This is a genomic window from Caldibacillus sp. 210928-DFI.2.18, from assembly GCF_020554505.1.
Classification (GTDB): Bacteria; Bacillota; Bacilli; order Bacillales; family Caldibacillaceae; genus Caldifermentibacillus; species Caldifermentibacillus hisashii.
The window spans coordinates 1-21,782 of record NZ_JAJCHL010000016.1 but is presented as its reverse complement, the minus strand read 5'-3'; the positions used below and the strand labels follow the sequence as shown (position 1 = coordinate 21,782).

The window sequence follows — 21,782 nt, the reverse complement described above, 5'->3', positions numbered from 1 at the left end:
GATTAGGAAATAGTTCGAATAATGTAGTATAGTGAATTTTAGAATACTTGGTATAGGAGGTATCTTTTTTGAAATTAACCATTATTGGTCCGTGGGGCGGGTATCCGAAAGTGAATGAAGCGAGTGCCGGGTACATATTAGAGCATGACGGTTTCAATCTTTTAATAGATTGTGGAAGCGGGGTATTGTCAAAACTTCAACAATATATAAAACCAACTGATCTTGATGCTTGTATTATTAGCCACTATCATCCCGATCATAACGCCGATATTGGTGTACTACAACACGCACTTTTAATTGACATGTACTTGACCGGGAATAAAAAAACACTTCCTATCTATGGTCACGATTTAGATAAGGAATCATTTGCAAAGCTTTCTTATAAAGATATTACAATCGGGATAGCCTATGATCCGGAAAATGAGTTAAAAATCGGTCCTTTTTCGATCCGTTTTTTACGCACTATCCATCCCGTTCCGTGCTTCTCATTCCGAATTGAAGCGGATGGAAATGTATTTGTGTTTACCGGTGACAGTGCTTTTCAAGAAGCATTTATCGATTTTGCAAAAGATGCAGCGCTTCTTTTGTCCGAATGTAATTTTTATGGTAACATGGATGGCAGTAGAGCCGGCCATATGAACAGTAGGGATGTAGGAAAATTAGCCGATCAAGCACAAGTCCAAAGACTGATTTTGACTCATTTGCCCCATTATGGCAATCTTGAACAATTAGTTTCGGAGGCCGGTGAACGATACAAGGGACCAATTCACTTGGCAAAACTTGGGGATATATGGAAGATATAGGAGGAGTCTTACATGCTTTACGTTGATAATAAAGGAATAAATGACCCGCAAATGAATCTGGCCATTGAGGAGTACATATTAAGAAATTTAGATATCAATGAGTCTTATTTACTTTTTTATGTAAACGGGCCGTCAATTATCATCGGTCGTAATCAAAATACGATTGAAGAAATTAATACCGAGTACGTTGAGGCAAATGATATTAAAGTGGTCCGTCGAATGAGCGGCGGTGGTGCGGTATACCACGATTTAGGTAACTTAAATTACAGCTTTATTACGAAAGATGAAGGTAATAGCATCCAAGATAATTTCAAAAAATTTACGAAACCGGTAATTGATGCGTTACGGAAACTAGGTGCCAATGCAGAATTGATGGGGAGAAACGATATTGAAATCGACGGTCGCAAAGTTTCCGGTACTGCCCAATTTGCAACGGGCGGCAGAATGTACACCCACGGAACTTTGATGTTAAACTCCAATTTGGATAATGTCACAAAAGCATTGAAACCGAAAAAGGAAAAAATTGAATCCAAAGGTGTTAAATCTGTTCGTGCTCGGGTCGGTAATATTTCCGAATTTATTGATCGGCAAATGACGATTGAAGAGTTTAAACAGTTTATTTTAGAAAATGTATTTGAAGCGGAAGGCAGTGAAATTAAAGAATATGTACTGACGGATGAAGATTGGAAAAACATCGAGGAATTATCAAAATCGAAATATCAAACATGGGAATGGAATTACGGAAAATCACCGAAATCCAATATTCAAAATTCAAAACGTTTCCCGGTTGGTACCATTGATGTTCGTTTACAAGTTGATAAAGGCATTATTCAAAATGTGAAAATTTACGGGGATTTCTTTGGCTGGGGGGATGTAGCGGATATTGAAACAAAATTGAAAAACGTTCGCTATAATAAATCTGCCTTACAAGACGCATTAAAAGATATAGATATAAAGTATTACTTTGGCAATATCGAAATGGAAGATTTCTTAAATTTAATATACTGATTTTCAAAGGCTGTCCAAAGTGTTGACGTTCCTTTTTGGACAGCCTTTCTCTACTCTCAGCGGTTGTGTGGAGAGGAATCTATCGGCTTGCGTTAGAAAATACTTGACACATAAATTTTTGCAATTATAATTAATTTATTACTAATTTGTTTTTTGAATATAATGGTTAACACCAAAACTGTAAAGCTTACACGCAAAGGATAATATTTGGGGTTGTACGAATGGCGGATTTTGCATAAAATTTCCGTCAAACGTTTTTTGGTGCTAATCAGATAAACTACTTTGGAGGGAAATGGTTAATGGGGAAGTTGAGAAAAAGTGTTTCTTTCATCTTGCTTGCGAGTCTGTTAATTCTTGCAGGTTGCACGTCAAATAAAGAGTCTTCATCCGGTGGAAACGGCGGCTCAAATTCGAAAAGTGGAGGAGGAGAAACATATACAATTGGAATCAGCCAATATGTGAATCACCCGTCTTTGGATGCGGCAACGGAAGGGTTTAAAAAAGCATTGAAAGAATCAGGGTTAAAGGTGAAATATGATGAACAAAATGCTCAAGGTGATCCGAATAATGCCAAAACCGTGGCACAAAATCTTGTTAATGGCGGGGTTGACTTAATTTTTGCCAATGCAACACCAAGCGCTCAGGCAGCTGCGGGTGCGACAAGCGATATTCCGATCGTATTTACATCGGTAACCGACCCGATAGGAGCTGAATTAGTAAAATCAATGGAGTCACCCGGAGGAAATGTGACGGGAACGGCAGATATGCATCCCGACTCGATTCCAAATACAATTAAATTTATTGATGAACAAATGGATGTAAAAAAAGTCGGGACGATTTATAATGCCGGTGAGCAAAATTCAGTGAAACAAATCGATGAAATGAAAAAAGCGATAAAAGGTACTGATTTACAATTGGTCGAAAAAATTGTGGCTAATACTTCTGAAGTTAAGCAAGCCGCAGATGCACTTGTTGACAGTGTTGATGTGATATATATTGTTACTGATAACACGGTTGTTTCGGGATTAGAATCCGTCATACAAGTTGCCCAGAGCAAGGATATTCCATTATTTGTCGGAGAATTGGACTCCGTTAAACGGGGTGGATTTGCTGCATACGGTTTTGACTATGCCGATATCGGTTATGAAGCCGGACAACTTGCAATTCAAATTTTAAAGGATGGGAAGAAACCTAGTGAACTTCCTGCCCAATATCCGCAAAAATTGAAGCTGGTTATTAACAAAACCGCTGCTAAAGAAATGGGGATTCAATTAAAGCCGGAATGGGATGAATTGGCGGAATATGTTGAATGATATCGTGAGGAAGAAAAGTACCAAATTGGTTTAATGGGCAATCCGTAGAGCATGGATTGAAGTTTCACCAAATATATTGTATAGCAATCTATAATAACGGAGTCAGTCATATATGTCTGTACTCCTTTATTATTTCATGGTCATATTTTCTAGTAATCTTTTGAAATACAAATTTGTTTTGTGTTCTTTTTGTTACATGTGGATTTTAGGAGGGGTTGCATTGGAAACGAATGTACTGGATAAACCTGCAAACCAATTTAAACTTGGTTTACAAGGCGGCGCTACAATTGCCATCGGGTATATGCCGGTTGCAATTACATATGGGTTTATTGCCAAAACAACGGGGCTGACTCTGGGTGAAACCGTTTTAATGAGCCTCATTGTTTATGCGGGTGCATCCCAATATATGTCTCTGGATATGATTTCTAAACAGATTGGAGTCATTGAAATTATTTTGACGACGTTCATCGTTAATATTCGTCACTTGTTGATGAGTGCATCGTTAAACGAAAAAGTAGAGCAAGACAAACCGATCAAAAAGGCGCTTTATGCTTTCGGTATCACTGATGAAACTTTTTCTGTTGCAGCGGTTCAGAAAGAAAAATTGACAACTGGTTATATGTTTGGACTAACGTTCATAGCTTATAGTAACTGGGTTTGTTTTTCCGGTGTAGGCTATATTGTTGGTGCCAGTCTTCCTGAACTTTTTCAAGAAGGAATGTCGATTGCGCTTTATGCAATGTTCATCGGGCTGTTAGTGCCGTCGATGAAAGGGAGTAGGAAAGTTGTCTTTCTCGCAACAGTTGCTGCCTTATTTAATAGTTTATTTGTTATGACGGAAGTTTTGTCAACGGGTTGGGCAATTGTTTGTTCAACATTAATTTCGTCATGCCTTGTTGAACTCATTATTCTGTTGAAGAAAGGAAAGGAGGATGGACCGAGTGAATAGCCAAATTGTTTGGATGATTATTGGAATGGGACTGGCTACGTACATTCCGAGAATGATTCCCCTTGTTATCTTACAAAAATTGCAACTACCCGTGTTTTTGCAAAATATCCTGCAAAACGTCCCTTATGCGATTCTTGGTGCACTCATATTCCCAGGCGTATTTTTTATTCATGAGGACATCTGGTTCGGGGTTGTTGGTGCGGCGATTGCTTTTACCTTTGCCTCTTTTTTCTCGAATGTTGTTGTTGTCGTAATCGGGTCAATCTTTGCATTGTCTGTCGTTTCTTTTTATTTTTAATTTTTAATTTAGAAAAACAAGGGGAACATACAAAAGTGGGATACTAACAAATGGTTGGTGAATAGGTTGAGAAAGAAAATAATCCTCATCTTTTTGACATGTTATGTTTTATTTATCGGTTTTCTTTATTTGTATTTATTTAATTGGAACACGGGAGCGCTGTCGGCGGATGAAATTGGAACCGCAGTAGATCCGGCAACCTTCCTTACTGGAGAAGAACTGGTCTTGTCCGAGCAATATTCAAATATCCGGAATCTTTTGTTTTTCTTGGGAATTCCGTATGAATGGCTGTTTTATTTGCTCATTTTACTGCTTGGAATTGGAAAAGTTTTTGAAAAATGGGCAGAATCAACTTCAAAAAGATGGCTGTTTAAAAGTGCGATTTTCACCTTTTGTTTATCCTTTGCTTCTTTTTTATTCTTTTTTCCACTGGGATTTGTCGGCTACCGGTTATCAAAAAGTTACGGTCTTTCGAATGAAACGTTCCATGGTTGGATGAGGGATCAACTAATTGACTTTTGGATTGAATGGGTGTTTTTATTTATTATCGTCACATTCCTGTATTGGTTAATCAGGAAAAGTGAAAAACGCTGGTGGTTATATGCTTGGTTTCTCTCCATACCATTTACAGTATTTATGATGTTTATCCAGCCGGTTATCATTGATCCTTTATACAATGATTTTTATCCGTTAAAAGACAAGGCTTTGGAAGATAAAATTCTTTCGTTGGCAGCTAAGGCGGATATACCCGCGGAGCATGTCTATGAAGTAAATATGTCGGAAAAAACAAATACGCTCAATGCCTATGTGACAGGAATCGGTTCGAATTCGCGAATTGTCTTATGGGATACAACATTAACGAAATTAGATGACGAGGAAATTTTGTTTATCATGGCTCATGAGATGGCCCATTATGTGGAAAAACATATTTATTTCGGGATTGCCGGTACTCTATTATTATTATTGGCAGGGTTATTTATAACGGCAAAATTGTTGGACGTTTTATGTGATAAATATGGCGGGATATTGAGGATTTCTGACAAAACAAAACTTTCTTCTTTACCGCTTATTTTACTTATTTTATCGGTCTTGTCCTTTGCAGCAAGCCCGATATCCAACGCCGTCAGTCGTTATCAAGAAGAACGAGCCGACCGTTATGCCATTGAAATGACAAGAGATGTCGATGCAGGGATTTCAACTTTTCATGAATTAACAAGAGCAGGACTTAGTCAAGTAAATCCACCGAAACTTGTGAAATGGTTTCGATATGGCCATCCAACCATGAAGGAGCGGATTGAAATGATTGAAACATATGAGCAAAATAAGTAGATGCTGTTATTCAGGGTCCGGGCAAAAGAAAAGGTCCGGTCCTTAACTTTTTACTGGAATTGATTTTGTCGCAAAGCTTCATTATCGGTGGTTTAAACTGGATGGGGGAAACGAAGACCCAGAAAAAAACTGCTAAAACAGCAGTTAGAAGGTTGCGTGTAAAACTTAAGCTAAGCATTTAATTGTTCTTCTATTTCTGTCAATTGTTTTGCAAGAAGGAAAAATGATTCTCTATCACATTGATCAATTGCTTCATCAATTTTTTCTTTAATCACTCTTCTCTTTTCCTTTAAGAGTGCTTCTTGAATCAACAAATCGATGTAGACCGATTGAATAAATTTATCCTTTTGTTGTGTATTCTCTAATGATGCTTTTGTCAATTCAGCAAAAGAATTTTCCCTTTTCATAACGTTTCCTCCTCTCATTTTTTACTTCCCTTAGACTTCAGCCGACGAAAAATAATTATTAGTAACATTATATTCGTAAACGGGTAAAAACTCAACCTATTTTATCTAATGTTCAGAAAAAGTTTTAAATGGTGATTGTTATATTTATTTATAAAAATACAAAATGTCTATGGACTATATAGAAAAAACATGATAAAATAAAACTGTATGTGTGCTTAAAATAAAAAGGAGGAAATTATGTCGAAGAAAGTGGTAAAAACATGTTTTGAATTTCAATTTGATTCAATGATCATGGCCATCATCCCCGAGCAGTATGGAAGCAAATTATATTCAAGGGTATTAAAAACAGATGGAGAAGTATTGATTCCGTACAGTCCCTTGGAAGTTATAAAGAAAAGTTGTCATTTATATGCTTCCAGTTTTGAAGGAAGAAAAGAAGGGACAAAGGAGTTAATTGGTGTCACACATAAACCGCCCATCGTCATTGATCCGATTCAATCCATTTACTTTTTTCCGACTGCATCCCCGAAACAACGGCATTGTATGTGGATTTCCCACAGTCATGTTCTGGCCTATAATAATGCGGGAAGTCTGAATACGGAAGTTATTTTTACTAATAAAATGAGGCTTCAAGTTCCGATGTCATGCGGATCTTTTGATAAGCAAATGTTAAGAACGGCATTGTTAAAAACAAAAATTGACCCAAGATTTATTCAAGCTGAAAGAAACAGACAAATTTTGTATCAAAGGTTTGAACAAGGGCTTGAGGCAATGGAAAGAAGAAGTCATTATGACGTATCTTTGGACGAGCCTTTTGGACGATCATATTGGTCGTCAAATCGTTTAAATAAATAATTTGTCAATAAACTTTCAACGTAATTACGTAATCGCGGATTGAAATAACTGTGATATTCTTCATACCCCTTGTAAATGAACAGGTAAGTCGTAAATGTATCATCCCATTTCGTTTTTTGTACTTTCATCCCTTGCTTTTTTAACTCTCTTTTTACATAATATAATTCTTTATGGACAAGATTTAATATGTGTTCGACTAGTTCAATATATGGATTCGGCAGTTTGAACGGACTGCTTTTAAATACAGATAAATCTTTTTCCAATACTTTAATTAACATTGGGTAATAAATGGCTTTTTCTAATAAATCCCTGCTTTCTGAAGGAATCCTTGTCATTTTCCCTTCCTCCTCAAGAACAAAAGTTCGTATATACGAATATCTTATTAAAATTTCTTCTAAAATGCAAACCGCTATTACTGAAATCCCTCTCTTTTTTTATACGTTAAGAAAGTATAAATTTCCAGCAAAGAAGCGAATTCGACGTAGTTGGAAATTTTAAGAATTAAGTATAAGTGCTCTTGCGGCTCTGCTTTCGCCTAAAGGCTCGGACGCCCGAGTTTTCTTTACAAAACCGGCTAAAATCCGGAAAATTCAAATCATCCTTTTCCAATGATATAATTGGTTTTATTAACAAATGGTAAAATAAAAGGATTTTTTGATCTTTCTATTTTGGTCATATTTTATGATATAATTTTCTAAAAAACACTGAAGGGTTTCATCATACTGCTTGTAATCTGACCAAGGGAGATTTTATATGGATTTTTCGAATATGCAAGAAAACCTTATGGAATTAATTCAAGATTACCGTTCTTTTGGTCCAATACCGGGACTGGTTTTACCGATCATTGAAGCCTTCTTACCTTTTTTACCTTTATTCGTATTTGTGACTGCCAATGCAAGTGCATTCGGGTTGGGATGGGGTTTTTTGTTTTCATGGATTGGTGCATGTACCGGTGCGTTGATTGTTTTCTCAATTGTTCGGAAATATGGACAGAAACGGTTTTTAGCGTTTTTAAAAAATCATAAACAAGTGAAAAGACTTGTAGACTGGGTGGACAGGCATGGATTCGGACCTTTATTCCTGTTAATGTGTTTTCCGTTTACACCTTCTGCAGTCGTGAATATTGTCGCCGGTTTATCGAGAATAAGTATTTATCAATATGGTGTGGCGGTATTAGCAGGAAAAATGGTCATGATTTTTAGCATCAGCTATATCGGACATGATATCCCGTCATTAATCCATAATCCAAAAAAGACGATCATACTAGGGATTGTGATTGTCATTCTCTGGTATATTGGTAAGCGAATTGAGGCCCATCTGGATAAAAAAATAGAATCGGATCGAATCTCGAATTTGAAATCAAAGGAAAAGGGTGAGCAAGACGAATAATCGGGGCTCTTTCTGAAAATGTCGTTTAAAGTTATGTAAGGAGGCAGATGCGGATGTCACTGCGATTTGTTAGAGGTCGTTCCGGCAGTGGAAAAACAACTTTCTTGTTAAATGAAATGAAGGAATCATTGCAACAAAAACCTGACGGGAAACCAATCTTTTTGATTGTCCCGGACCAAATGACATTTTTAACTGAATATAAAATGGTGTCGCAACCGGATCTTAAAGGTATGATTCGATTGCAAGTATATAGCTTTACCCGACTTGCCTGGCGAATCCTTCAAGAAACAGGCGGGATTACCCGGCTACATATCAGTACGACCGGTTTAAATATGTTAATTCGGAAAATTGTTAATGAAAACAAAGAAAAGTTTCTTGTTTTCAAACAAAGTGCCGAAAAAAACGGTTTTATTGACCATCTGGAAAAAATAGTAACAGAATTTAAGAGATACTGTATTACCCCATCGGAACTAAATAATGAGCTCGAAACCATTTCCAAAGAACCGACACTAGAAGGAAAAATTCATGACCTAGAGCTGATTTATGAGCAATTTGAAAATGCAATTAAGCAAAAATACTTAGCTTCAGAAGATTATTTAATGCTTTTGGCTGAAAAAATTAAGGAATCGGAAACACTAAAGGATGCCGAAGTTTTTATCGACGGGTTTTACAGTTTCACCCCACAGGAATATTTAGTCATCGAACAGTTGCTTAAAAGTGCAAGGAGGGTGACAATTGCCTTAAATGGTGAAAGAACTTATCGTGAAAGTTTACCGGGAGAATTTCATTTGTTCCGAATGACGGGAGAAACCTATGCGACCGTTTATGAGATTGCCAAGATTAACGGAATTGAAGTAGAGGAAGATGTCGCTTTAAATCAATCAGTACGCTTTCAAGATGAATCACTTGCCCATCTTGAAAAATATTATGAAACGCTCCCTGTTCAACCATTTACAAAGGATGCCAATATTTACTTTTGTGAAGCTACTAACGCAAGGGCGGAAATTGAAGGAGTCGGGAGGAAAATTGTTGTCCTCGTTCGCGATCGGGGGTACAGATATAAAGACATCGCCGTTCTTGTCCGAAACGGTCAAAATTACCAAGAACTGTTTGAGACGATTTTCCATGATTACGAAATACCTTATTATATTGATCAAAAGCGACCGATGCTAAACCACCCGTTAATCGAATTTATTCGTTCATCTTTGGAAATTATAACGAGCTATTGGCGCTATGATCCTGTTTTTCGTGCGGTTAAAACCGACTTGCTTTTTCCATTAAATGCAAATATTCATGTCATGCGGGAAAAAATGGACCGACTTGAAAATTATTGCTTGGCATACGGTATTCAAGGGGATAAGTGGACGCGGAAAGAACGCTGGCGCTATCGGAGGATTAGCGGACTGGATCGGGATTTTCCTCAAACCGATGAAGAAAAACAGTTTGAGCAAGAATTGAATGAATCCCGTTTGATGATCGCCGCTCCGATTAACCGTTTAGCAGGCAGATTGAAGAAAGCAAAGAACGGCAAAGAGCTTTGTGCCGCTTTGTTTTTATATTTAGAGGAGCTTGATATACCTGCTAAATTGGAAAAAATGCAGCAAGATGCCGAGGAAAACGGGAAATTAATGCTAAGTCGTGAACATGGACAAGCCTGGGACGGTGTTCTCCAATTACTAGATGAATATGTTGAAATATTAGGAGATAAAGAACTATCGATTAAACAGTTTTCCGAAATTATTGAAGCGGGCCTTGAATCCCTACATTTTTCTTTAGTTCCTCCTGCGATTGATCAAGTGGTCATTGCCGACTTGGAATTATCAAGACTATCAGACATTAAGGCTGCGTTTGTCATCGGTATGATTGACGGAATTATGCCGATGAAATTTCAGGAGGATGGTATTTTGACTGATGAGGAAAGGGAAAAACTGCTCTCATCCGGTTTAACGCTCGCTCCTACCAATAAAATGCGCTTGCTGGACGAAGAATTTATCGCTTATAAGGCATTTACGACTCCGGCGGAACTTTTATTCCTTAGTTATCCGTTAGCAAATGAAGAAGGGAAAGCGTTAATCCCTTCACCGTATTTAAAACGTTTGGAAGAAATGTTCCCGAATGGAAACCATTTATTTTTTGGAAATGAGGTAAGTGAATTACCAACGGAAGAACAACTTGAATTTTTATTAAACCGGAAGCAGGCACTAACACATGTAACGTACCAGTTACAAGCTTACAAACGTCATGAACCTATTGATGCGATTTGGTGGGACGGATATAACCTGTTGATGACCGGCAGGGACAGAGACTCGGCTGTAAAGGTACTCTCAAGTTTATTTTATGAAAATAAAGCAAAACGGCTCTCAGCATCTACGGTTAAAGATCTCTACGGGGAAGAAATAAATGGGAGCATTTCAAGAATGGAAATGTTTAACCGCTGTCCGTTTTCACATTTTATGTCCCATGGCCTTCGTTTACAAGAAAGAAAGATTTACCGCCTTGATGCACCGGATATCGGTGAGATGTTTCACAGTGCACTGAAATATGTCGGAGATCAGGTAATGAAGGAAAATTTGTCTTGGGGAAAATTAACCAAAAGACAAATCCGGGCATTGGTTGCTGATGCGGTTACATATCTCGCTCCGAAGTTGCAAAACGAAATTTTATTAAGCTCCAATCGCCATCAGTATTTATTGCGGAAGTTGGAACGGGTTATTTTACGCGCGACCGAAGTCATTGAGGAACAGGCAAAATCAAGCAAATTTGTTCCGTATCGTATGGAATTATCATTCGGACCAAACGGAGAACTTCCACCGGTGTTGTTTCAATTAAAGAATGGAATGAAAATGGCATTAGCTGGACGAATCGACCGAATAGATAAGGCAGAGAACGAAAATGGTGTCTTTTTAAGAATCATTGATTATAAATCGAGCAGTCATGATTTAAACATCGGGGAAGTTTATTACGGCCTTGCTTTACAAATGCTTACGTACTTGGATATATTGGTTCGCTACTCAGAACAGCTCGTCGGTACAAAAGCTGACCCGGCCGGTGTCCTATATTTCCACATCCACAATCCAATTATTAAAAGTAAGAAGTTATTGACAATAGAGGAAATAGAAGAGTTAATTTTTAAAGATTTCAAGATGACCGGATTAGTTTTAGCGGATCCGGAAGTTGTTCGGATGATGGACCAAACATTGGAGCGTGGGGATTCAAAGATTATTTCCGCAGGTTTAAAGACAGATGGTACGCTAACAGCTCGTTCAAAAGTAGCAAATAAGGAAGACTTTTCCCATTTGCGGCAATATGTAAGGCAAGTATTTGAAAAGACCGGGAATGAAATCGTCGAAGGGAATGTCGATATTGCGCCCTATAAAATGGATGATCGAGTTCCTTGTACCTATTGCCCGTTTAAATCTGTTTGCCAGTTTGATCAGACGTTAAAGGAAAATAATTATCGAATATTACCTTTACTAAATAATGAGAATGCAATGGAGCGGGTTAAGGAGGTTGTGAAATCTTGAATATACCACAAAAACCGGCTGAGGCCATTTGGACAGATGACCAGTGGAAGGCAATCCATGCAAGAGACAGAGATATATTAGTGGCTGCGGCCGCGGGTTCAGGAAAGACGGCCGTTCTTGTCGAGAGAATTATTCAGCGAATTCTTGATGAAGAAAACCCGATAAATGTTGATGAATTACTTGTTGCCACGTTTACGAACGCTTCTGCTGCGGAAATGCGTCATCGCGTCGGCATTGCTCTTGAAAAGCAAATCGCGGCCCGTCCCGATTCCGTGCATTTACGGAGACAATTAAACCTATTGAATCATGCAACAATATCAACCTTGCACGCATTTTGTTTAGAAATTGTCCGAAAATACTATTATTTAATCGATATTGATCCGGGGTTTCGTATCCTTGATGAAACAGAAGGGATATTGCTTAAGGACGAAGCAATTGAAAGCCTGTTGGAAGAAGAGTACGGTAAGGAAAATAATGAGGCGTTTTTCAAAGTTGTCGATATGTATACCAATGACCGCAGTGACGTCGCTTTACAAGATTTAATTTTGAGATTATATGAATTTTCCCGAGCCAATCCAAATCCTGACAAATGGCTTGATGATTTAGTTGCTAATTATGATATTAAAGAAGAACAATCGGTGGAAGATCTTCCGTTTATCAAGCCGCTATTATTTGATTTAGAACTGCAACTAAATGAAGCCAAACGTTTTTTTGAGAAAGGTTTGGAATTGACGAAAGTACCGGGTGGACCGTATAAACGTGCGGAAAATTTCCAAAATGATTTACTCCTTATGGATTCGATTATTCGTGCGAAAAACGAATCCTTTCAAGCTCTTTATGATATTTTTCAAAACATTAAGTTTACGACTCTTAAAACATGCAGAGGTGATGAATTCATTCCTGAACTGATAGAGGAGTCGAAAAACTTACGGGATCAAGGGAAAAAAATCATTCAAAAATTACAAGTGGACTTGTTCTCCAGAAAACCGGAAACATTTTTAAAAGATATGCAGGAAATGAAACAACCGGTTGAGACATTGGTTCGCCTAGTTAAATCTTTTGCAGAAAAATTTGATGCGTTGAAGAGAGAAAAAGCCGTTGTTGATTTTTCTGACCTTGAACATTTTGCGCTTCGAATACTTGGACAAACGGATGAATCCGGTATTCTTCGGCCGACCGAGGCAGCCCTTGCCTATCAGAAGCAGTTCAAAGAAGTTTTTATTGATGAATATCAAGATACGAATATGGTGCAAGAAACCATCCTTCAATTGGTGAAAAAACCTACGGAAGAAAATGGAAATCTATTTATGGTCGGGGATGTTAAACAGTCTATATACCGGTTTCGGTTAGCTGAGCCGAATCTATTTTTACAAAAATATTTATCTTTTACCCATGATGGAATAGACCATGGTCTTCGGATTGATTTAGCGCAAAATTTTCGCAGCAGACAGGAAATTTTGGATGCAACGAACTTTCTGTTTAAACAAATAATGGGGGTTCAAGTTGGAGAAATTGAATATGATGAAGCGGCAGAATTAAAAAAAGGTGCCGCCTATCCGGAAGATGAGCACTATCCCGTTGAACTGACAATTCTTTATCGAGAGGATGATGAAGAGGATCAATTGGAGAAGAATGAGGATAAAACAGAGGACCATGACACTGAGACGGTTTCATTTACAGAAGAAGAATTACAACAATCGGAAATGGAATCCCGATTTGTAGCGAAAAAGATCCGGGAGCTCATCGATAGTGAAAAACAAGTTTATGATGCAAAGAAAAAAATGTATCGACCGCTTCAATACCGGGATATTGTTATTTTGCTTCGTTCCTTTACTTGGGCACCGCAATTTATGGAAACACTGAAGGAATACGGTATACCCGCCTATGCAGAGCTGGCGGGAGGATATTTTCAAGCTTCCGAAGTGTCGATTATGCTCTCTTTATTAAAAGTCATCGATAATCCTTATCAAGATATACCGTTAGTTTCAGTTCTTCGCTCACCGATTGTCGGATTACATGAAGAAGAGCTTTCCCGGATTCGAATCATTGATCGAAAGGTAAGCTTTTATGAAGCGGCAAAAAAATTTGAACGGGTAAGAGGAAAAAATGAATTTGAGGAATCGATTATTTACAAGTTAAATCTGTTCTTTTCCCGGTTGAAAAAATGGCGTACGCAAGCAAGACAAGGTTCTTTATCTGATTTAATCTGGCAATTGTACCGGGATACCTACTTTTACGATTATGTCGGCGGTTTACCCGGGGGAAGACAGCGACAAGCGAATCTGCGTGCTTTATATGATCGGGCACGGCAATATGAATCGACTTCTTTTCGCGGTTTGTTCCGGTTTTTGCGCTTTATTGAACGAATGCAAGAGCGTGGTGATGATCTCGGGGTTGCGAGAAGTTTAGGGGAAAAAGAAGATGTCGTCCAGCTCATGACGATTCACAGCAGTAAGGGGTTAGAATTTCCGGTCGTATTCATTGCCGGTCTTGCTAGGGAATTTAATATGTCAGATCTGAATAAACGTTACTTATTCGATAAGGAATATGGATTTGCAACGGAATATATCAATCCGGAAAAGCAAATTGTCTACCCGTCTCTGTTTCAAATGGCTCTGCAAAGAAAAAAACGGCTTGAATTAGTAGCGGAAGAAATGCGTGTGCTTTATGTTGCCATGACACGGGCAAAGGAAAAACTTTATCTCATTGCCTCAAGCAAAAACAAAGAAAAATTACTGGCTAAATGGCAAAAGTATCTGGAAGAAACAAATTGGTTATTAAATGATTTTGATCGTATGGAAAGTAAAAATTATTTGGACTGGATCGGTCCGGCCTTAATCCGCCATCGCGATGGGGAGGGATTGCGTTTACACTCGTCCGACCGTTTGGATAATGAAACTGTACAGGAAATTGTTAACCATTCGTCCCAATGGAAGATTCATTTGATACCAAGTCAAGAATTGGTAAGTACAGAAAATGGAGAAAATGCCGGTGATCATTTCTTAACTTTTGTGAAACAGGGAGAGTTGGTTCCTGTTGAGTCTGCATATAAAGAGCAAATTTCTCATCAGTTGAACTGGCAATATCGCTACCAAGCGGCAACCGTGCATCGCAGCAAACAATCTGTCTCGGAAATCATACGACTGAAAGAAATACGTGATGAATATAGCGGTGAAGAACTAATCCGACCGTTTAAAAAGCCTATTACAAAAAGGCCCAAGTTTATGCAGGAAAAGACGTTGACTCCTGCAGAAAAGGGAACAGCCATGCACTTAGTCATGCAACATATTGATTTACGCAGGATGCCAACTGTCGAATCGTTAACAAACCAAATTTTTTATATGCAAGAGAAAGAATTGCTGACAGAAGATGAGGCAAATATGATTCATCTGGAAGAGATTGTTCAATTTTATCATTCAGATTTAGGGCAAAGAATATTGGCGGCCGACTGGGTGAAACGAGAAGTTCCGTTCGGCTTTACTGTACACCCGAAAGAAATTTATCCCGATTGGTCGGAAGGGGATGACCCGGTTTTTGTTCAAGGGATCATTGATTGTTTATTTAAAGATAAATCCGGTCTTGTTTTGGTCGATTATAAAACGGATCAAATCAGTGACCGATTTACAAAAGGGTATGATGAAGCAAAGCCGGTATTATTACAACGTTATCAAACACAAATCGATTTATATCGGAGAGCGGTTGAAACCATATTGGCAGTTCCCGTAACGGATGCATACTTATACTTTTTTGACGGTGGCCATATATTGCCGGTTAAGTGAAATACACCCGTACAGGATACATAAATAAATAACCTGTACGGTTTTTTATTTCACCTAAAAGGCGGTCCAAGACCCTCACCTCAAGATTTTTGAGTTTACAAAGAAGATAGGTGGGGACGGGCTGGCCTCATGTGTCCGATTGGTTCAACTAACAATCAGTGGGGGGATGCCCCACTGATTGAAGTTTCACGATAGCTAAGTTTTACTAATTATTCTGTCCGGAAGGTTGGTCTACTAGATCAGGGTCGACGGCATTCGTTGCACTAAATCCATTATTTGTAATGGAAAGTCCTCCAATATTCCCTGAACCGGAGCCTTGATTTTGTTTCGTATTCGACTTTGGTGCAATATTCAATGTGTCGCCAAAATTAACAACACCACCGCCTATATTAATAAGTTGAATCGAACCGATGATGGCTGGCATGTTTACCATCCTTTATCATAAGGTTTAAGCTTTCAAACACTACTTCCTTATAATTTATGAAAATTGACGCAATATGTTCTTATTCCGCTTGATTTGTTGCTTTCTGAATATTTTCAGGCTCGGCAATTTGTCTAATCTCTTTTCGGCGATTTTCTAAATTAATATTTTTATTACTGCCAATCTGAATAATGGCTGAACTCGTTGCCCCTAAAATATTTATTCGGTTAACAACAATACAACCACACATATGTTGGTTTCGGAAATAAATTTGCTGATTTATTGGCGGAAGTACAAGCGGCAGGGAAAAAATGCCGTAATTTATTACATCACCTTCATTTTCTAAAAACAACTCTTTATCGCGTTTAACCGCAAATGTGTCGCTTTTGGCGTTAATAATGGTGCTGTCGCCAATGAGTAAATGTGAGGAAAAAGTAAGAATTTGTATGCCTATTCTTTCCACCTTTGATATACGTTTTAACATATTAACGTGTCGCTATAGGGACGAATGGACCAATTAACAAGGAAGATGAAGGTGAATCATAGGCACACACCATTTGCATCGAATCTGTGTCTCCTACTAAAACAGCAGAGGAGCTGGCAATCGCAATAATATTTATATTCACTACATGCAAATCATGATTAATCACTTCCAAGATCATTCTTTTCCTCTCCCTTTTGTCCTTTCATTGGAAATTGGCGTAAAAAAGCGTAGATAGCTTGTTGTATGTCGTGAATAGTCATTTGATAAATTTCTTGTTCTTCCTCGTTAACAGATAAATTGCGACGAGTTTTGGCTAATTTTTGTGAATAAAAGGCGAGTCTCTCCGGCAGTTGCCTGCGAATATCTTCTTGAATAAATGCTGCATAGGATTCATCCAGTTCAAGTCCCATTTCTTTTTTTGCTTTTTCAATAAATAATGGAAGTTCTTTTTCTAAATACGTATTGAATTTATCCTGTAATTGATTTAGTTGCACCTTACTTTTTTCACTTTGTTCTTTACGTAAAGGGGGTGTTGGAATTGAGAATTCATCCATTTCTTGAAGGTCTTGCGGGTTCAAGCCAATATTTAATGTCCCGTCCAACCGTTCAATTTTCAACTGATCAAAATGGTAGTCGATCCTTTCCACATTTATTGGCGGCTGATTTTTTAGTGTTTCAATCGTTTTCATTACATCTGCATGAGCCTTTTCTAATTTCGCTAATTTTTCCTCATGCCTTTTCAGTTGTGAGGCAAGTTGATTGATAAATGAATAGAAATCATTTTGCAACGACATCACTTCCTTATGCAGTTTGAATATAGAGAAAGAATAGTTGTGCCATTATATTAGCAATTCATCTCGCTCCTCCCCCTTGTACCGGAATGGTAAGGTGGTGAGCTGTAGTTGTACTTGTAAACCCTTCGTAGTCCGGTTCCGGTGCATCACCTGTAAATCCTCCGGTATTATATGCTTCTGTTCTCGCATTTATCGAGCCGGCTGTACCAATTTGTAAAACAGAGGAGTTCATAATGCTATTTATCCGCAGTATATTAATATTGATGGTTTGTTGGACATAAATGTTCATTTTTTTCACCTGTCAGTCTTCTTTTGATTATATCGGTTAGACATTAAAACTGTTCGGTTGGTCGACTACATCGCGGTCATAGGTATTTGTGTTGCTGCGATGGTTATATACATAAAGCTGCTCGGCCGTATTAAATGAACCTGCACCTGCAAATGTTTTGTTCATTGTATAGGGACTAATTTGATATACATCCCCCACATTAAAAACACTACTGGATCCGATTGAATTTACGTTGACAATTCCGACTACTGCAGGCATATTGCTCACTTCCTAACCCGTTTTCCCTTTATCCACCTTACGGGCAGTAAGACTCACCTCAAGATTTTCGAGTTTACAACGAAGATAGGTGAGGAGCGAACTGCCCACATGCGTCCAATTGGTTCAAATAACCCATCAGTGGGGATAAAGAGCCCCCCTGATGGAAGTTTCACTTTATTGTATGATTCATTAAAGGAAAGGTGCTATAGGTGCCTATATTTTGTACGTTAAGAAATTTCCAGCAGGGATGTAAATTCGATCTAGAAGTAGTAGGAAATTTTAAGATTTATTGTTTTGGTCCATAGCACGCGATTCGAACAATTCTATGGGCCATTTCGGCTTGTTTCTCAATTAAATTCGTCCAATATGAAAATATGCCAATTATTATCATTTAAACCAAACTTATGATAATATGTAAAAAGGGAAATGATGATTTGTGCCGAAATGGTTTTCAAGAAATTTCATACAAAATAGAGTTCATACAAATATAAATTTCCTGAAAAAACCTTTTTGGGTGTTAATCGAATTATTAATTGGGAGGAATTAAAAAATGACACATCTGCATATTACATCTTGGGTGGTTGCCATCATTTTATTTATCGTAGCTGTCCTTTTGACAAAAAATAAAAATGAAAAGCCTGCAAAAATCGTCTCGATGATATTACGTCTATTTTACTTGTTCATAATTGGAAGCGGTATTCAATTATACTTACTGGTTGATCCATCCTCGGACTATCATATAAAAGCTCTTCTCGGAATTTTAGTCATTGTATTTATGGAACTGGTTCTTGCAGGCATCAAAAGGGGTAAATCAACAACGATTTATTGGATTTTATGGTTTGTAATTTTGGCAGCAACCATTTATATGGGATTCACATTACCGCTTTAAAGGTCAATAACTATAATAAGATTAATCATTTCAACACAAGAGGAATAGGAATCATATAAATATATATATCGGTGAACCGAGATTAAGAGAATTGTCGTATTTTGTCAATTCTTTTCTTTTTTTTCGTTACAAATTCACTTAAATATGCTATTTTTATAGTTGTAACATTTTAATGACACTTTTTCATATGACAAAAGCAGGTGAAAGCTGTGGTAAAGACATACAATTATGAGTTTATTGATAAAGAGCAGCTTAAAAATTTTATTGAAAAACATCGTTTACGATTGTATACAAATATACTGGCGCAGATTTTTGTCGGAAATGGGACTTGGAAGGAAATACAAGAAATTCAATTCATCATGAAAGAACTTTTACCAGATATACGGTTGATTGGATGCACATCATCTGCGGCCATTCTGGATGGAAAAATTGTGGAAGGAAGAACAGTAATAAACTTCACTCTTTTCGAACATACAAAGGTAGAGACAGGACTTATTCAAATCACGGATCATGATAAAAAGGTTGAAACGGATAATTTGGACTTAAAAACGATTATTGCCTACACGACGCATCCATCGATCCAGACCCGTGATTTTTTTAACGATATTCCCGCTGAAAAAGAAGTAATCGTTGCAGGAGGCAGTGCAACGAATACATCCGACAAGGAAGTTTTGGTGTTCACGTCCGATAGTGTAACCTCTAATGGTATTGTTTTTGTAAAACTCTATAATCCTAATTTATTTATAGATACATACCATAATATCGAATATAGTAAAGTCGGTGAGTGTATTAAGATTACGGAAGCGGAAAATGATCGAATTTTATCTATCAATAATGAAAAGCCGATAAGATTTTTTGAACAGAGTTTTGGTTTCAATCTAAAAGACTTTCATCAGGCCGGTTGTGAGTTACCTTTCATTTTTTTAAAAAATGGTGAAGACAAATTTTGTTTTATAAAAGACATATTACCGGATGGGGCAATGAGGGCAAGCTTGGAATTACGTTCCGGTGATGAATTATTTTTGGTCTATTTTGACTTGGCACGTATGATCGAAAGTAGTTTACTGCAATTAAACAGGCTGGCGAATGATTCCGTTGAAACGGTTTTTACATTTATAAATATGGAGAGAAAAACTCTGTTTGAATCGTTTACAAGCCAGGAATTATATCATTTACAAGCGTTGGGTGAAGTGTCAGGGCTGATCACTTTAAGTGAAGGAATGTCGGGAAGTGTCAAAGATGTGACAACGAATTTTTCTGTTTCCGCAATCGCCTTATCAGAAACCGGAAAACTCCCGGATGCTAGTAAAAAAGATGTTGAAATAGTAATCTCAGAAATTAGCTCAGAACCCGAAACTGAAACACCGCCGGCAGCAAAAAGAAAAAAGTTTCATTATCATTTCACTTCAGAGATGAGTAAGCAATTATACTTTGCAAATACTATGAAACTTTTAACAAAACAACTGGCTTACCTTTCCTGCTCATTGGAAAAAGCCAATCGAATGCTCTTTTATGATAAAGATACTGACTTGCCCAACCGGTTAAAAATTACCGAAACGGTAGATAACTTAATTTCAGACAGTGTAAACAAAAAGTTTGCTGTTCTTTTTATTGATATTGACCGTTTTAAATTAATTAATGACAGTTTTGGCCATTATGTCGGTGATATGGTTATTGGTATAATTGCCAATCGATTAAAATCTTTGCTTACGGATGATATATTTATCGGTCGTTTCGCAGGTGATAAGTTTACTGTCATTTTAAGAAAAGAACTGGATGCAAAGCAAATAATGATCTTGGCAAATAAAATATTATTATCTATTTCAGAACCGCTTGAATATGAGGGTCAGGAGTTTGCCATATCGGCCAGCATCGGTGTAAGTTACTATCCGGATGACGGGAACGATACAGAAACAATTTTAAGAAATGCGGATACGGCGATGAACCGAGCGAAAAAGTATGGAGGAAACCAAATTATATTTTTTGCCAGTGAAATGAATGTACAAATTAAATATAAGTTTGAACTTGAAAATTATTTACGGCGGGCAATTGAAAAAAATGAATTGTTTTTATTATATCAACCGGTTGTAGACTTACAGACAGGTCAAATTAACGGGAGTGAGGCATTAATCCGCTGGAAACATCCGAACCTGGGGTTGATCTCCCCGATGGAATTCATCCCGATTGCCGAGGAAACGGGGCTGATTCATGAAATTGGAAAATGGGTGCTCATGGAAGGGTGTAGGCAAAATCAAGAATGGTTTGACAAAGGCTATGATGAATTGTTTATCTCCATTAATGTCTCCGCCCGTCAATTTCTGCATCCAACATTTGTCGAACATTTACATGGATCACTACAATATTCCGGAATGGATCCGAAAAAACTACATTTAGAACTTACGGAAACCGGTATGATTGATAATGTTGAAAAATCCATTGCAATTATGAAAGAAATCCAAAATTTAGGAGTAAGAATTTCCATTGATGATTTTGGGACAGGCTATTCTTCACTCAGTTATTTAAAAAATTTACCTATCGATACATTGAAAATCGACCGTTCTTTTATTAATAACTTTAAATCTGAAACGGTGGACTACTCCATTGTGAAGGCCATTATTACGATGGGTAACGGTCTGTCAGTGAAAGTAGTGGCAGAAGGAGTAGAAACCTATGAGCAGTTAATTGAATTGAAAAAAATGAACTGCGATTATGCACAAGGTTACTATATTGAAAAACCGGTACACCCTGACCGTTTTATTGAAATTATGAACAACAAAAAATTTCAAATTTCATAAGTTGATTAATTGTGATTTGTGAAAAAGGCTGTATTAGGTCAAAAACCTGTACAGCCTTTTATAGCTAATCGTGGGGACATTTATAAAGTCCAATTTTAAAGTTGATTTTAGGATCGTCAATTAGCAGGTAGGGTAGTTTAACTGTAAGCCCCCATTCAAACAACGCATATAAATCAACAGCACCTCTTGTTAAAATTG

The 21,782-nt window shown here is 37.5% G+C and carries 20 protein-coding genes; 12 read left to right on the top strand and 8 right to left on the bottom strand.

Annotated features, from left to right (window positions below):
• Nucleotides 1-68: 68 nt before the first annotated feature.
• The 6 genes from LIZ98_RS05530 (at nucleotide 69) to LIZ98_RS05505 (ending at nucleotide 5,700) form a co-directional block, all read left to right on the top strand.
• Nucleotides 69-803, top strand: a complete 735-nt coding sequence (locus LIZ98_RS05530; RefSeq protein WP_216406335.1) for an MBL fold metallo-hydrolase — start codon at nucleotides 69-71, stop codon at nucleotides 801-803.
• A gap of 12 nt (nucleotides 804-815) precedes the next feature.
• Nucleotides 816-1,811, top strand: coding sequence for a lipoate--protein ligase (lplA, locus tag LIZ98_RS05525; RefSeq protein WP_108897784.1), 996 nt, complete (start codon nucleotides 816-818; stop codon nucleotides 1,809-1,811).
• Between the two features lie 299 nt (nucleotides 1,812-2,110).
• Nucleotides 2,111-3,124 carry an ABC transporter substrate-binding protein gene (locus LIZ98_RS05520; protein WP_108897785.1) on the top strand — a complete coding sequence of 338 codons (1,014 nt, stop codon included), beginning with the start codon at nucleotides 2,111-2,113 and terminating at the stop codon, nucleotides 3,122-3,124.
• A gap of 220 nt (nucleotides 3,125-3,344) precedes the next feature.
• On the top strand, nucleotides 3,345-4,073 hold the full coding sequence (locus LIZ98_RS05515; RefSeq protein WP_227091242.1) for an AzlC family ABC transporter permease: 729 nt from the start codon (nucleotides 3,345-3,347) through the stop codon (nucleotides 4,071-4,073).
• Nucleotides 4,066-4,371: an AzlD domain-containing protein gene (locus LIZ98_RS05510; RefSeq protein WP_034769071.1), complete on the top strand. Its 306-nt coding sequence runs from the start codon at nucleotides 4,066-4,068 to the stop codon at nucleotides 4,369-4,371. Before LIZ98_RS05515 ends, LIZ98_RS05510 begins: the two co-directional genes overlap by 8 nt.
• A gap of 66 nt (nucleotides 4,372-4,437) precedes the next feature.
• Entirely contained in the window at nucleotides 4,438-5,700 is a 1,263-nt protein-coding gene (locus LIZ98_RS05505; RefSeq protein ID WP_052514558.1) for a M48 family metallopeptidase, read from the top strand.
• A gap of 170 nt (nucleotides 5,701-5,870) precedes the next feature.
• On the opposite strand, the gene LIZ98_RS05500 is transcribed toward LIZ98_RS05505, so the two are convergent.
• Nucleotides 5,871-6,107, bottom strand: coding sequence for an IDEAL domain-containing protein (locus LIZ98_RS05500; protein ID WP_034769073.1), 237 nt, complete (start codon nucleotides 6,105-6,107; stop codon nucleotides 5,871-5,873).
• A 237-nt stretch (nucleotides 6,108-6,344) separates the two neighbouring features.
• Between LIZ98_RS05500 and LIZ98_RS05495 the strand changes: the two genes are divergently transcribed.
• Entirely contained in the window at nucleotides 6,345-6,962 is a 618-nt protein-coding gene (locus LIZ98_RS05495) for a competence protein ComK (protein WP_052522564.1), read from the top strand.
• Here the strand turns inward: LIZ98_RS05495 and LIZ98_RS05490 are convergent.
• Nucleotides 6,896-7,297: a YhjD family protein gene (locus tag LIZ98_RS05490; protein ID WP_034769075.1), complete on the bottom strand. Its 402-nt coding sequence runs from the start codon at nucleotides 7,295-7,297 to the stop codon at nucleotides 6,896-6,898. The genes LIZ98_RS05495 and LIZ98_RS05490 overlap by 67 nt on opposite strands.
• 418 nt (nucleotides 7,298-7,715) lie before the next feature.
• Here LIZ98_RS05490 and LIZ98_RS05485 point away from each other — a divergent pair, with 418 nt between their 5' ends.
• Genes LIZ98_RS05485 through addA form a run of 3 tightly spaced genes read left to right on the top strand, consistent with a single transcriptional unit; the run spans nucleotide 7,716 to nucleotide 15,654 of the window.
• A complete protein-coding gene (locus tag LIZ98_RS05485; protein ID WP_227139138.1) occupies nucleotides 7,716-8,351 on the top strand; it encodes a TVP38/TMEM64 family protein in 636 nt (211 codons plus the stop codon).
• Nucleotides 8,352-8,404: 53 nt separating this feature from the next.
• Nucleotides 8,405-11,875: a helicase-exonuclease AddAB subunit AddB gene (gene addB / locus LIZ98_RS05480; protein ID WP_227139137.1), complete on the top strand. Its 3,471-nt coding sequence runs from the start codon at nucleotides 8,405-8,407 to the stop codon at nucleotides 11,873-11,875.
• Nucleotides 11,872-15,654: a helicase-exonuclease AddAB subunit AddA gene (gene addA / locus LIZ98_RS05475; protein ID WP_227139136.1), complete on the top strand. Its 3,783-nt coding sequence runs from the start codon at nucleotides 11,872-11,874 to the stop codon at nucleotides 15,652-15,654. Before addB ends, addA begins: the two co-directional genes overlap by 4 nt.
• A gap of 205 nt (nucleotides 15,655-15,859) precedes the next feature.
• Here addA and LIZ98_RS05470 read toward each other — a convergent pair whose 3' ends face one another.
• From LIZ98_RS05470 to LIZ98_RS05445, 6 genes are all read right to left on the bottom strand, one after another.
• A complete protein-coding gene (locus LIZ98_RS05470; RefSeq protein ID WP_034769082.1) occupies nucleotides 15,860-16,078 on the bottom strand; it encodes a spore germination protein in 219 nt (72 codons plus the stop codon).
• A 79-nt stretch (nucleotides 16,079-16,157) separates the two neighbouring features.
• Nucleotides 16,158-16,559 (bottom strand): spore germination protein GerPE, encoded by a 402-nt coding sequence (locus tag LIZ98_RS05465; protein WP_227091236.1) that lies wholly within the window; start codon nucleotides 16,557-16,559, stop codon nucleotides 16,158-16,160.
• A 1-nt stretch (nucleotide 16,560) separates the two neighbouring features.
• On the bottom strand, nucleotides 16,561-16,737 hold the full coding sequence (locus LIZ98_RS05460) for a hypothetical protein (protein WP_034769086.1): 177 nt from the start codon (nucleotides 16,735-16,737) through the stop codon (nucleotides 16,561-16,563).
• Entirely contained in the window at nucleotides 16,718-17,347 is a 630-nt protein-coding gene (gerPC, locus tag LIZ98_RS05455; RefSeq protein ID WP_227139135.1) for a spore germination protein GerPC, read from the bottom strand. The genes LIZ98_RS05460 and gerPC overlap by 20 nt, the downstream gene beginning before the upstream one ends.
• Nucleotides 17,348-17,411: 64 nt before the next feature.
• Nucleotides 17,412-17,642, bottom strand: a complete 231-nt coding sequence (locus LIZ98_RS05450; RefSeq protein ID WP_227139134.1) for a spore germination protein GerPB — start codon at nucleotides 17,640-17,642, stop codon at nucleotides 17,412-17,414.
• Between the two features lie 36 nt (nucleotides 17,643-17,678).
• Nucleotides 17,679-17,900: a spore germination protein gene (locus LIZ98_RS05445; RefSeq protein WP_034769090.1), complete on the bottom strand. Its 222-nt coding sequence runs from the start codon at nucleotides 17,898-17,900 to the stop codon at nucleotides 17,679-17,681.
• Nucleotides 17,901-18,450: 550 nt separating this feature from the next.
• Here LIZ98_RS05445 and LIZ98_RS05440 point away from each other — a divergent pair.
• The gene (locus LIZ98_RS05440) at nucleotides 18,451-18,789 is read left to right on the top strand and encodes a YisL family protein (protein ID WP_041902422.1); all 339 of its coding nucleotides are present in this window, start codon (nucleotides 18,451-18,453) and stop codon (nucleotides 18,787-18,789) included.
• 209 nt (nucleotides 18,790-18,998) lie between these two features.
• Nucleotides 18,999-21,584 carry an EAL domain-containing protein gene (locus LIZ98_RS05435; protein ID WP_227139133.1) on the top strand — a complete coding sequence of 862 codons (2,586 nt, stop codon included), beginning with the start codon at nucleotides 18,999-19,001 and terminating at the stop codon, nucleotides 21,582-21,584.
• Nucleotides 21,585-21,782 lie beyond the last annotated feature (198 nt).